The 12,492-nt window shown below is 47.6% G+C and carries 14 protein-coding genes; 5 read left to right on the forward strand and 9 right to left on the reverse strand.

Going from position 1 to position 12,492, the window contains the following annotated elements; genetic code table 11:
* Positions 1–4 precede the first annotated feature (4 nt).
* Positions 5–976, reverse strand: a complete 972-nt coding sequence (locus FFM82_RS06150; protein ID WP_137644995.1) for an AEC family transporter — start codon at positions 974–976, stop codon at positions 5–7.
* A 72-nt stretch (positions 977–1,048) separates the two neighbouring features.
* Complete coding sequence (locus tag FFM82_RS06155) at positions 1,049–2,689, reverse strand: malolactic enzyme (RefSeq protein ID WP_137644996.1); 1,641 nt, start codon at positions 2,687–2,689, stop codon at positions 1,049–1,051.
* 216 nt (positions 2,690–2,905) lie between these two features.
* Between FFM82_RS06155 and FFM82_RS06160 the strand changes: the two genes are divergently transcribed.
* Positions 2,906–3,802 carry a LysR family transcriptional regulator gene (locus FFM82_RS06160; RefSeq protein ID WP_137644997.1) on the forward strand — a complete coding sequence of 299 codons (897 nt, stop codon included), beginning with the start codon at positions 2,906–2,908 and terminating at the stop codon, positions 3,800–3,802.
* A 29-nt stretch (positions 3,803–3,831) separates the two neighbouring features.
* Complete coding sequence (locus FFM82_RS06165) at positions 3,832–4,143, forward strand: hypothetical protein (RefSeq protein ID WP_137644998.1); 312 nt, start codon at positions 3,832–3,834, stop codon at positions 4,141–4,143.
* Between the two features lie 223 nt (positions 4,144–4,366).
* Here the strand turns inward: FFM82_RS06165 and FFM82_RS06170 are convergent, their stop codons facing one another.
* From FFM82_RS06170 to FFM82_RS06190, 5 genes are all read right to left on the reverse strand, one after another.
* Positions 4,367–4,969: a hypothetical protein gene (locus FFM82_RS06170; RefSeq protein WP_137644999.1), complete on the reverse strand. Its 603-nt coding sequence runs from the start codon at positions 4,967–4,969 to the stop codon at positions 4,367–4,369.
* Positions 4,970–5,188: 219 nt separating this feature from the next.
* A complete protein-coding gene (locus FFM82_RS06175) occupies positions 5,189–6,124 on the reverse strand; it encodes a metal ABC transporter solute-binding protein, Zn/Mn family (RefSeq protein ID WP_137645000.1) in 936 nt (311 codons plus the stop codon).
* The gene (locus FFM82_RS06180; protein ID WP_137645001.1) at positions 6,121–6,996 is read right to left on the reverse strand and encodes a metal ABC transporter permease; all 876 of its coding nucleotides are present in this window, start codon (positions 6,994–6,996) and stop codon (positions 6,121–6,123) included. The genes FFM82_RS06175 and FFM82_RS06180 overlap by 4 nt, the downstream gene beginning before the upstream one ends.
* Positions 6,993–7,730: a metal ABC transporter ATP-binding protein gene (locus FFM82_RS06185; RefSeq protein ID WP_137645002.1), complete on the reverse strand. Its 738-nt coding sequence runs from the start codon at positions 7,728–7,730 to the stop codon at positions 6,993–6,995. The genes FFM82_RS06180 and FFM82_RS06185 overlap by 4 nt, the downstream gene beginning before the upstream one ends.
* A 163-nt stretch (positions 7,731–7,893) precedes the next feature.
* Positions 7,894–8,295 (reverse strand): hypothetical protein, encoded by a 402-nt coding sequence (locus tag FFM82_RS06190; RefSeq protein ID WP_137645003.1) that lies wholly within the window; start codon positions 8,293–8,295, stop codon positions 7,894–7,896.
* A 142-nt stretch (positions 8,296–8,437) separates the two neighbouring features.
* Here FFM82_RS06190 and FFM82_RS06195 point away from each other — a divergent pair, with 142 nt between their 5' ends.
* Both FFM82_RS06195 and FFM82_RS06200 read left to right on the forward strand, forming a co-directional pair.
* Positions 8,438–8,962 carry a PH domain-containing protein gene (locus tag FFM82_RS06195; RefSeq protein ID WP_137645004.1) on the forward strand — a complete coding sequence of 175 codons (525 nt, stop codon included), beginning with the start codon at positions 8,438–8,440 and terminating at the stop codon, positions 8,960–8,962.
* 41 nt (positions 8,963–9,003) lie between these two features.
* Positions 9,004–9,624 carry a DUF805 domain-containing protein gene (locus tag FFM82_RS06200; RefSeq protein ID WP_137645048.1) on the forward strand — a complete coding sequence of 207 codons (621 nt, stop codon included), beginning with the start codon at positions 9,004–9,006 and terminating at the stop codon, positions 9,622–9,624.
* A 712-nt stretch (positions 9,625–10,336) separates the two neighbouring features.
* Here FFM82_RS06200 and FFM82_RS06205 read toward each other — a convergent pair.
* Positions 10,337–10,645, reverse strand: a complete 309-nt coding sequence (locus tag FFM82_RS06205) for a helix-turn-helix domain-containing protein (protein WP_137645005.1) — start codon at positions 10,643–10,645, stop codon at positions 10,337–10,339.
* Between the two features lie 204 nt (positions 10,646–10,849).
* On the opposite strand from FFM82_RS06205, the gene FFM82_RS06210 reads away from it, so the two are divergent.
* Entirely contained in the window at positions 10,850–12,004 is a 1,155-nt protein-coding gene (locus FFM82_RS06210; protein WP_137645006.1) for a hypothetical protein, read from the forward strand.
* 156 nt (positions 12,005–12,160) lie between these two features.
* On the opposite strand, the gene FFM82_RS06215 is transcribed toward FFM82_RS06210, so the two are convergent.
* Positions 12,161–12,487 (reverse strand): hypothetical protein, encoded by a 327-nt coding sequence (locus FFM82_RS06215; protein WP_137645007.1) that lies wholly within the window; start codon positions 12,485–12,487, stop codon positions 12,161–12,163.
* Between the last annotated feature and the right edge of the window lie 5 nt (positions 12,488–12,492).

Below are 12,492 nucleotides of genomic sequence, written 5' to 3' on the forward strand. Positions count from 1 at the left end.
TGTTTTAGATATATTGGATCAAGGTCATCAAGACTGGTACGACAACGATGAACAATACGGTACTGGTCGTCACAACGTTGGTTGCGTATTCGACGTCCCCGTGCGCTTCGTTGGCCAAGATTGGCAATACGGCTAACATTGGCGTTGCTGATTGAACAATCAAGGTTTGTGAAGCTAAGCTTGGCATGGTTGCGCCCATGTTACCGACAACCATCAAGACTAAGATCATGACGATTGGTGATAAGATGAAGCGACCAATTAAAGCGACCACCGTATCGCGGTCGAACTTGATGCTCTTCAAACCGGCGTCGGCTAACACATTCCCAATGTAGATCAGCGATAGCGGCGTTACCAAGTCACCAACGTACGATAACGTTGAGCTGATAAATGAAACCTTCATGACCGGAATGTTGAGTAACAAGAAGACCAGCGCCACGATAAACCCAACCAGTGGCATCGGAATAACTTTCTTCCAATCGATCTTGTTATGGGTCTTTTGCTTCGGCTTAGTCGGGTCATCGTTAGAAATCAAGAATACCCCGAACGCCCAAGTCGAAACGGTGTTGACCACGTAGTAAACCAGGAAGTAAGTCATACTTTGATCACCGAATAAAGCCATGTTCAACGGTAACCCGATGAAGATGGTGTTGGCGTTAACCACCGCGTTAATAAAGATCCCGCGCCGACCTGGCCGGACCTTCATAATTTTAACCAGTGCGTAAGCAATCAGGTAACCGATGATCACCGCTGCAAACGCGTAAACCAGGTAAACCGCAAACGACGCTAGCTTACCCCGTGTCAGGCGTCCCAGCACGGATACGAAGATTGATGCCGGCAGGGCAATGTTCTTAATAAATTTCGAGATGGTTCCCGCAAACTTATCGTCAAACCAACCGGTCCGCCGTAGTACGAACCCTAGGATCATGATTAATACGACCACTAGGACACTTTGAATCGAATTCCATAATACTGCCATGAGTTGTTATCCCCACTTCTTTCAATTTTTTCTCTCTTATTTAAATGCGACTAATTTAATTTGCCGACCAACTTACTTGATAGCCTTATATTCAGGCATCCACTTCATGTCAGCAACGGCTTGCTTGGCGTCACTGATTGGTTCCTTGTTCAAGTTTTGATCCAAGACACTTTGGGCAACCACTTCAGCTAATGATTGTGAGAATTCCGTAATCTTAGAAACTGGAGGTAAGACCGCGGCCCCCGGCTTGTCAGTATCAACAATCCCACCCAGTGCGTGGCAAGCAGCGGACAACGTCTCGTTGTTCAACACTTTAGCGGTCGAAGCGATTAACCCGAAGCCTAAACCAGGGTACATCAAGGCGTTGTTTCCTTGCCCGATTTGGTAAGTGACGCCCTTGTATTCAACGTCATCGGCTGGAATCCCGGTGGCAACTAAGGCCCGGCCATCGGTCCACTTGATCAAGTCTTCCGCCTTAGCTTCGGCTAACTTGGTTGGGTTTGACAATGGGAAGATGATTGGCCGGTCGGTGTGCGCAGCCATTTCCTTGATGATGCTTTCCGTAAAGGTCCCTGGTTGCGTTGACGTCCCGATCATGACGGTTGGGTGAACGGCTTTCACAACGGCTTCCAAGTTGGTCAATTCGTCGGCGTTGCTGAATTCGCTCCGCTTACGGGTAAAGGCCTTTTGAGCTGGCGTTAAGTCTTCGGTATCGTCGAATAACAACCCTTGCTTATCAACGGCGTAGAAGTGTTGCTTAGCTTCTTCTTCCGTCAACCCAGCTTGCATCAATTCGTCCATGATTTGGTTGGCAATGCCCATCCCGGCAGTTCCGGCACCGAATGATAAAATCTTTTGATCCTTGATGCTTTCCTTAGAAATGTTCAACGCACCCAGAATACCTGCTAAAACAACCATCCCGGTCCCTTGGATGTCATCGTTGAAAGTTGCGATGTCGTCCTTGTACTTGTCCAAGATAACTTGGGCATTGGCGCGACCGAAGTCTTCCCAGTGTAATAGTGAATCTGGGAACAACTTTTGTTCGGCCTTCACGAATTTATCGATCATATCGTAATATTGATCACCGTAAACGCGCTTGTGACGGTTCCCTAAGTACAACGGGTCGTCCAATAATTTTTGGTTGTTAGTCCCAGCATCGATGCTGACGGGCAACACTTGCGACGGGTCGATGCCGGCAGCGGCGGTGTAAACCATCAACTTACCCACGGCAATGTCGACGCCGTTAACGCCCCAGTCACCCATCCCGAGAATTCCTTCGGCGTCGGTCACAACGACTAAGCGGATGTCGCGGCCTTCAGCGGCGTTCTTCAAGGTTGCTTCGATATCATCCGGATCATCGATTGAAACGAAGGCGGCGTTTTGCGGGTCTAAGAATAATTCGTTATATTGTTCGATTGATTCGGCCACCACCGGATCATAAACAACGGGCATAAATTCAACCACGTGTTGGTCCATTAAGTGGTAGAACAAGGTCCGGTTTTCGTTGAATAAGTTCATCGAGAAAATCCGCTTTTCAAGCCGAGTTGCCTTGCTTTGGAACTGGGCGTAGGCCTGCGTGGTTTGTTCTTCAATCGTTTGGACTTTACTTGGTAAGGTCCCGGTTAAACCAAGTGCCTGGCGTTCTTCTTTAGTGAACGCGGTCCCCTTGTTTAAGAACGGGTTATTTAAAATTTGGTCAGCAGTTTGAGTCATTAATAATTCCTCCATTTTGCTTCAGTTCGTTAGTTTATTTAATAAGCCCTTTAACATTGCATAGACTAACATGTTCGGTTTCTTTATGTCGACGCAATGCGCTTATCAATTTACAGACATCAGTTTAATCTTAAAGAAATCTTATAGTCAAATCTGTGCTATGATATAAATATAATTTATATGGTCGCTAGAAAGGCCGTCACTAAAGGAGATAAAATGAACACAAAAGACCTACAATATTTTAATCAAATAATTTTACAAAAAAACTTTTCAAAAGTGGCGGCTTTTTTCGGCGTGAGTCAGCCAACCATCACCCTGGCCGTCAAACGGCTCGAAACCGAATTCGGCGCTAAACTGATCATCCGCGACCGCGTCCACAACGACTTGGCGGTAACGGCTAGCGGTCAGCAACTTGCCGAACACGCCGCCATTATCCTGCGCCAGCTCGACATTGCCCATCAAGAAATTAATAACCTGACCCAGCAACAAATCGTACTGGGCTTGCCGCCAATCATTGAGAATCACTACTTTCCCCCAATCGCGGCCAAGTTGGAACAGGCTGGAATGTTGACGAACATCGAAACCGTTGAGGGTGGTTCGAACGCGTTACGTGATGCGGTTCGCGACGGCCGCGTCGACATGACGCTGCTCGGGTCGGTCGACCCGATTGCGTACACGGCCCTGATTGCCGAGGAGTTCGACCGCACGCGTTTTAGTATTTTTGTCGCCAAAAATCATCCGTTGGCCAACCGCAAGCGGATCTATTTCAGTGAACTGCGCCACGAAAAATTCGTCTTCTTCAATAGTAACTTCGTGCACAACACCGCCTTTAACCGGCTGTCACGGCGGAACCACTTCCGGCCGAACATCGTCTTTCGCTCCAACGACACCCACATGTTGATGAAGGTCATTAGCCAAAACGTCGGCATCGGCTTCCTAGCCAACATCGTCGACCACTACATCGATGACGTCGTTGAACTGGAACTGCTGGACGACGAGCAGCCTGAATTCATCACGAGTATCGTCTACCGGACGTCGCACATCTTAACGCCGGCCCAATTAAAATTATTAGATATTTTACACGCGTCCCTCGAAACGGAAAAACCGGTATAATGAAGTGATGAGATGAGGAGGAACCCACTTTGGACAACGAAACGTTAAAAAACTACCTTGAAACAAATTCGCAAGTCGTCACAATCTTCATGACGAAAGCGACCGACTTTTTAAACCGCCAGAACATGGAACGGTTACCCGCCCGCCGCTTTAACGACGCGGAAATCAACCGGAAAGCTGAAAAAATGCTGGCCAGTGTGATCGACAACATCCGTGAAAAAATCGCGCCGCACACCCGCGACCAAACCACGGCTGCTTGGGAAGCCTTTCTAACCGAAAACGACGTCCTGGACGAACTAGAACTCTCGATGAGCGAACTGACCTTTGAACAAGAAGATTAAGGTTGACGCCACCCTAGCTTTCATGCCATAATATTTGACGGTGCCAAACCACGGCCGGCAGCTCCGGATCGGCGCGCAAGCGTTCCGAAGGTCTGTGAAGCCGGCCACGCGACCACCCTAAAAAAGGGTGGTCGTTTTTTTATTCTGAATTTCCAATAAATGGCCAGCGGTATTAAAAAAAGCGATTCAGCTATATTAGCCAAACCGCTTGTCATCATTTAGTTTACCGATCCAAATTATCTTGATCTGCCTGCAATTTACGGAACTCTTTTAGTAAGCTATACATCGCAAACCAGCCTAATACAAATGACAGTTCCCAACATAAAAATAATAGGAAAATATCAAAGAGTGGCAATAACAATAGGTAAAACATCCAGGCACCGACCGCATTCGCCCGTTTAGAATCGTGGCGGACACGATTGCGAACCTCGTATTGCGGCCCCATGAATGAAAATTGACTCAACGGCACCCGAACAATGTTTGTTTCAACGTCCTCTGCCGTATCACGATACGCAACTTTCCCTGAAGCAAAGGCCATCTGAACATAATCTATTAGATTACGCGTACAGAAATTTTTATACCCTTTCTTCCCGGCACGGTTAACCCCAAAAGCTTTGACCCACGGAAAGAGCACTGCATTTGGAATAAAGAGTATTAATGCTGCGACGACCGTGTTCACGTTCAGTTCCTGCGGGGGAAGAAATGGTCGTAAATTAAAAAAGGCAAACCAGATAAAGCAAGCACTGAACACTAGGTTATAAAAGCTAAAATAATAGCGTAATTTTAAAGTCCGCAGCTTTTGTACAAAAGTTTGTACAATATTCATGCGTATTTCATCTCCTTTCTAATTGAAACTCAAATGTATTTCAATTTATTTTTAATTCATAGTATTTATAAACACATAATTCATTTATGAATACTATAAACAATTTACATTTTATCAACTACCCTTGAATAAACAAGGTTCTAGAGCTAGATTGACCACTTAGGAACATAAAAAGACAGGATTTAGCAGTTGACCGCTAAATCCTGTCTTTTTCTATCGTTATTTAATCCCGTTATAAATTTTATCCAAATTCCACTTCATCATATCGTAGTAGGTCGAACCGGGCTTGCCTTCCGCCGCTAGCGAATCGGTAAAGATGGTGCTGGCAATTGGTAACTTAGTTTCCTGGGCCAGCTTTTTCATCGACTTTGGCGAAACCGAAGATTCAACGAACAACCGTTTCACCTTCGACTCATGAATCTTAGCAATGACGGTCTTCATCTGTTCCGGGGTCCCCTGCGACTCGGTGTTAACTTCCCAAATGTAGGCCGCAGGAATATCGTAGGCCGCTGAGAAATATTTGAAGGCCCCTTCCGACGTGACCAGTAACCGCTGAGCAGCCGGCACCTGCTTAAACTTGGTTTTGGCCTGCTGGTGCAGCTTCGTCAGTTTGGCCACGTACTTGTCCGTATTTTGCTGGTAGGCCTTAGCGTGTTGCGGGTCCTTTTTCTGCAAGGTCTGGTTAATGGTTTCCACGTACTTAATCCCGTTAGCGAGGTCCAGCCAAGCGTGTGGATCGGGTTGGCTGTTGTTGGTCGTCAGGTAGCGGACCTTGATGCCCTTGCTGACCGCAAAGACGTCTTCACCAAATGTCTTCTTGGACGACTTGACCAGTTTCTTGAACCAGCCGTTACCACCGGTTTCTAAGTTCAACCCGTTATAAAACACGACGTCGGCTTCGGCAGTCGCGGCAATATCGGTTGGTCGTGGCTCGTACTCGTGCGGATCGGTCCCACGCGCCACGATACTGTAATTTTCAACGTACTTGCCACCCACGTTTTGGACCATGTCGTCGATGATCGAGTTGGTGCTAACGACCCGGACCCGTTCACTAGTGGTCTTTTCAGCCTCAACGTTTTGACGCTGGTTCAAAAAGACGGCCATCCCGGTAATCATCGCGATCACCCCCACCAGGGCAATTAAGTTCTTCTTCATGCCGGCACCCGGCGCAAGCGCGCCTTACCCTTGAAGAGCGTTGGCAACAGGGCCTGCTTCGGTGAGATGATAAACGAAATCCCAAATAAAATGGCGGCTACTAACACGATTGCCGGGCCGGACGCCCAGTTAAAGGTGTAGCTAAAGTACAACCCAACGACCGAACTGACCGCCCCGATGGCCGCCGCCATTGTAAGCATGACGCCTAGCCGGTCAGTCCACAGAAAGGCCGTGGCGGCCGGTGTGATCAGCATGGCAACTACCAGGATGATGCCGACCGTTTGCAGTGCCGAGACCGTCACCAGCGTTAAGACGAACATCAGCGCGTAGTGCAAGATTTGCACGCGGAAGCCGTACGTCTGGGCGAAGGTCGGATCAAACGACGTGATCAGCAGTTCCTTATAAAAGAACACGATGAATAAAATCACGAGACCTAACACCACCGTCGTCGTCATCATGTCGGTATCACTCACAGCTAAGATGTTCCCGAAAAGGATGTGGTGTAGGTTGGTCGAACTTTCAGCTAGTGAAATCAAAATAAAGCCGAGGGCGTAAAAGGCACTAAAGACGACCCCGATCGACGTGTCGGTCTTAATCTTACTATGACTCGCAACCAGGCCAATCAGACCCGCTGCCAAGATGCCGAAAAATGAAGCTCCGATCATGACGTTGATGCCGAGCATGTAAGCCACGGCAACTCCTGGTAACACGGCGTGCGAAATGGCGTCACCCATCATCGACATCCCGCGTAAAATAATAAAACTGCCAATCATGCCGGACATGACGCCGACCATGATGGCTGTAATCAGCGCGCTTTGCAGAAAGTCGTAACGACCAAGCGCATTAATAAAAGTTGTAATTGAGTTCGTCATTGCGCACCCCCCTGAGCAAATAAAACTGCCGAGAGATCGGCACTAAACGTTCGTTCAATGTTAGCCGGCGTATAAACGTCGGCCACCGGTCCGTAGTCGACGATGCCGTGATTCAAAATCACGAGGTCGTCGAAATAGCGGGAAACCTTATTCAGGTCGTGATGCACGACAATGATCGTTTTGCCGGCATCGCGCCACTGGTGCAAAATCTGCATGATGGCCGTTTCACTTTGCAGGTCAATCCCCACGAACGGCTCATCTAAAATAATTAATTGGGCTTCCTGTAAAATCGCCCGGGCCACGAAGACCCGTTGCAGCTGCCCACCGGACAACTGGCCGATTTGGCGGTCGGCAAAGTCAACTAGGTCGACCTGCGCCAGTGCATCTAAACACCGTTCTCGGTCCGCTTGGCTCGGCTGGCGAAACAGCCCGAGCTTGCCGTAGGTCCCAGTCAAAACGACGTCAAAAACATTAATTGGAAAGGTCAAATCTAAGTCCTTGCGCTGTTCGACGTAAGCAATTTGTTTTTGAAATTGTTTTAACGTATGACCATTAAACGTGACCGTTCCAGTTTGCGACTTGATCAAGCCGAGCATCGCCTTGATCAAAGTTGATTTACCCGCACCGTTAGGGCCAATGATTCCAGTAATTTTGCCGGCGTTAAAGTTAACGGCAACATCAGTAAAGACTGGTGTGTCACTGTAGGCCACGGTGAGGTTTTGTACTTTTAGCATCAAATTTCCTCCGTTCATCGCGGTTGTCGGTAATTCTGTATCCGGATTCATCATAACCGATAATTAACATTTATGCAAATAATTGTTAGGCTTAGTTAACTTTTTAATGGGATTTAGTTAATTTTCATCAGTGGGATAAAAAAACGACCCGTTGCGGTCGTTTTTAGTGGTGTCGTTGGTTAGTAGCGTCCTTAATTAGGGCTAGCAATAAACCCGGTAAGGCAATCACAGCAATGCCCCAACGTTTTAATAGGACCCGTAACAAACCGAAACCACCGACTTCACGGATCACCGCTGCCAGGCTAGCTGGCGCGGTAATTGGCATCCGTGGCGCCTGTTTTTCCGGGTCCGTCAGTTGCTTGACGTACGGTGGTTCGTAGTCGTCCATCCCGCGGATCACCGCCAAGGCCGGCCGGCGGCGTAACCACCATGGCGACACTAGCGCACTTACCGATAAGTACCCGACCCATAGCCACCAACTGATCCCCCGTAACGGACTAACCAAGTATAAACTAATGAGGTAACCCGGCAACGCCAGGCCATAATCAGTTAACGTTTGCTTCATTAGAACCCCTCCCCTTCATAGTTTCAATGATACCACGCCCCTGAAGAATCTAACGAACTGCGCTAATAATTGAACTGGCCGTGCTGAAAGTCTTGCAACTATGCTATCATTAGCACAGCTTACTAACTATGGAGGTGATTCGATGGACCTAGCAACCGTTCAAGATCAACTTAAACAGGCTGGGGTTACCGACCTATTCGGGACGAAAAATGAAGTCCGCGCACTGCCGACCATTTTAACGGATGACGAGCAAATTGTTTACGCAACTTCGGGACTCGTTGACGGTAATACCGTCCTGGTCGTGTTGACCCAAACTCGAATCTTATTTATCGACAAGGGCTTACTGTACGGCATCAAGTCAACCGAAATTCCGTTGGACATGGTCAACGGCGTGTCGTACGGCAAGGGCTTAATTCTCGGTAAGGTGGCCGTTACCAACGGCGCCAACACCACCATGATCGAAAATATCGAAAAGGGGAACGCCCCGATTTTGGCAGACCGCATCAAGGCCATGGCCGAAAACTATAAGGTTAACTTACGCAACCCGGCAGCCACGCCAGCCCTCGACGGCCCCGACCAAATTCGCAAGTATAAGGCCCTCGCCGATGACGGCATCATTACCCAAGCGGAATTCGAAGCCAAAAAGGCCCAGATCTTAGGCTTGTAACGCTGCGTTAGCTACTTTTTAAATTGACTGGAGACTTTTTAATGACCAAATACTGTTTCAACTGCGGTAAACAACTCCCGGCAGACGCCAAGTTCTGCTCAGGCTGTGGCGCCGAACAAAAGATTACTGCCCAGGCGGGACCGCAATCCGATCCCCAGGTCGAACGGACCCAATCTAACGACCAGACCGGTTCCGGTACTGATCAAACCAATTCCCAATCGCAACAAACCACCCAAACGGTGTTTGTTACCGACCAGCCGTATAACGAAACTGGGACCCCGAACTTAGTCGACGCCACCAAGTTATTTTTCCACGATAGCTTCACAATGAATAAGCGGATGGGCCGCGCCGACTACTGGTGGGCCCAGCTTGGCATCACCCTGATCAACTTAGTGGGCGGGCTGGTCTTTATCCTATTAATCGCCCTGCTGGCCGGGTTCGGCACGCCGGCCTTTGGCTTACTCGTTATTTTTTACGGCCTACTAATCGTCTACCTCGTTCTCCTGGGGATTGCCGGTTTGACCGCCCAAGTGCGGCGCCTACACGATATGGGCTTAAGCGGTGCGTTTTGGCTGGTCAACTTTATTCCGATGGTCGGCAGTTTGGTGGTTTTCATTATCCTCTTACAGCCGTCCAAGCAATTTGGTAATCAATACCTCTAACCTGACTTAGTCACCATTCGCATAACAATAAAAAAGCACCCGTCCGAAGACAGGTGCTTTTCTTGTGCGAAAATGTTGGTAAAACAACGAATTTTCTGAAAATATTAACGTTTTGAGAATTGTGAAGCTTTCCGGGCTTTCTTCAAACCTGGCTTTATAAAATCGAGGTGGAATAGCTTGGAATGGATTGTAAAACTGCGTCAGATCAACAATCACAGAAGAAACAGTTGATATATCAACACCAAGAGAACAGCTTTTACACCCCAGATATTACCCCAAGTTTTAGAACGTAAGAATAGATGATCGTAAGAACACAACGTAATGATGACGAGCGATGAGAACATACATAGCGATAGCCGTTTCCAATTTCGGGAGCGGTTTTTTTCATATCAGATCACAGTTCATGGGCGCCGCCCACGCCTGCTGGGGAAGTCTTCCCCAGACCTCATCAACCAGCGGTGCGCTGGAGCCGCGGGAGCAAGCCCAAGCCGCTAAAGCGGTCGCTACACGAGCTTTGACTGACGGCAACAAAATAGCCCCCGATCAGACGACCAGAGGCATGGTGTTGTAGAATGTTTGCTATCACGGCACTGGGTGGGCTAACGCTCACCCAGTGCCTATTCACGAATGAAAGAGAAAGAATCACTAAGCTTTTTGTCGTGAATAGGAGTGACGTGGGCGGTAGCCCGCGGTGCACCGTCACTTATCGAATTTACTTAAGTAGCCTTACCATGGCGCGAACTTTTTCATCTCTATCACTCACCGGCAATTTATGGATTAACGTCCAAAGCTCAGCTTCGGCATCGGTTAAGGCAGGCTGTCCGAAAACTTCTGCTGGCGGCAATTCGAGCACATCCAGAACCTGATAGATTTTGTCAAGCCGCACTGAGCCGCTTGTGTGAAGTTCCAACCGTGACACAAACGCCACGGACGTATCACTTTTTTCAGCTAGTGACTCAATCGACATGCCAAGGGATTTTCGACGTAGCCGTATCGAGTCGCCGATATTTTTTGGTAGCATTGATCTCGCCGCCCTTCTCCTCTAAGTTTGCCGAGGGAAACGACGGTTTAACATATCTGAAAAGAGTTAGTCCTTAGAACTATTTTATTACAGATTTGTTGTGGTATATTTGGTGTAGTCAAAGCCTTTGAAGAGCTAGTATGCTTATGAGTGTACCAGCAGAGCTATCGGCATGCATAAAAAGAGTGGAGGAATCAATCAAAGATGAAAAGGTATACCTTGTTAGGAATCGGTTTAAGCGTGTTGTTGATACTCGCTGGCTGTGGGAGTAAGCAAAGCGCTACCAATGCGACAGCAACAACTACAAAATCAACAGCCAAGACTGTCTCATTTGTTAAGCAGGCGCATGCCCAAGGAACATACGTCTGGTTCGAAGTAAATGGAGTGGCAAAAGACGCTGTGGTAAGCGGCATTAAAGTTCTACATAATGGTAAAATGCAAGCTTATCAAATTTTCGATAACAACGTTACTCTTGGTAAACTAAGTAAGATGAGCGATGCCGCGGTAATCAAGCTTGCAAAGCAACAGGATAAAAAATACGCCACAACCGGTGCTCAATCTGAAGTGCAAAATTGGCTTAAAGGGAATGATAGCCAAATTGGGCAAGAAGCTGATTTCGATGATGACGTAAAGGAAGCAGCTTCAGGTCGAGCTGAGGTTTGCTATTCATTTAAATCTGTTGGCACTGCGGATAGCGATAGTGAATTCCCATCTTCGTACACAATAACAGCGTTGAATATTTATAAAAATCCTGATACGTCTTCAGAAGATCGTAGCACGGTCCATCTCTACGAATTTGCACCTGAGGGTACTGCGGATACCGAAGGTGGTCCAGATGGAAACGATATGAATTACGGCAAGGCATTGCTCAAAAACATTTCAGCGGCAAAATATAAGTCGCCAGTTGCACGTTCAATCAAGGTCAAAAATACCACCGATGCAAGTGGTAATAAAATAACAAAACAACAGGTGACATATCAATCCATCGATTTTTTTGATGGCTCGGTATTAGAAGATAACGCGTATAAACTAGCTTCACAGAATAAAACCGAATTCCTTAATATGGTGAGCACGTCGGCAAACTTGTCAAACGCGCAAAATGATGCCGACACAAGCCTGATTAAAAAATGGAGCCCTAAGTTAGTTCCTCAGTATGAGAAACTGATTAAACCAAACTATGATAAGTTGATGAAAAATGTTTATGGGTATCACTACTGGAATCGCGACATAACACTTTCAAGCACCATCAGCCAACAAATTTATAAGCACCGGTACATCGGGTACTACTTGAGTGACCATTCAACTTATCTTGTGACAAAAGCTCAAACAAGCTCACAAAAAGCAGTGTTGGCAAAGTAGTCCTGAATCAAAGCCCTAACTTCGGTTGGGCTTTTTCTTTCGAGTCAAAACGCAACAAAAACCGTCCCGGTGCCAGAGACGGCTGTTTGTTTTGCAATATTTATAATGACGGTGAGGAGAAGCGCCAAGTCGTGAAGATGACAAGCACCCAATTCATCAATCTTTGTACGGGTCTTGCGTCATAAGATTTTTCAGCCCATTTAAGTCGTCATCATTGCGGTACTCAGGCAGTTCTTCACTATCAAGTCCCGGCGCCCAAAGTTCGTGCCCCTCGTCGTCGATGGCAAGCGCACCATACATAAATTCGGGATTGTCTTTGCAAATCGTGTAAAGTTTGGCCATTGCCAGCCCTAGCCCGAATGCCTCGCCAGCCTTGCCGACGCCATGAGTTGGGTCACCGGCACCGATTACCGCAAGACGGTTCGCGTCGAGATAAAGGCGGTGCAAAAACGCGTACAGATCAATTGCTTGCTTAGTGTTCATAAGAG

Source organism: Lactiplantibacillus plajomi (genome assembly GCF_005405405.1).
In the GTDB taxonomy this organism is placed as follows: Bacteria; Bacillota; Bacilli; order Lactobacillales; family Lactobacillaceae; genus Lactiplantibacillus; species Lactiplantibacillus plajomi.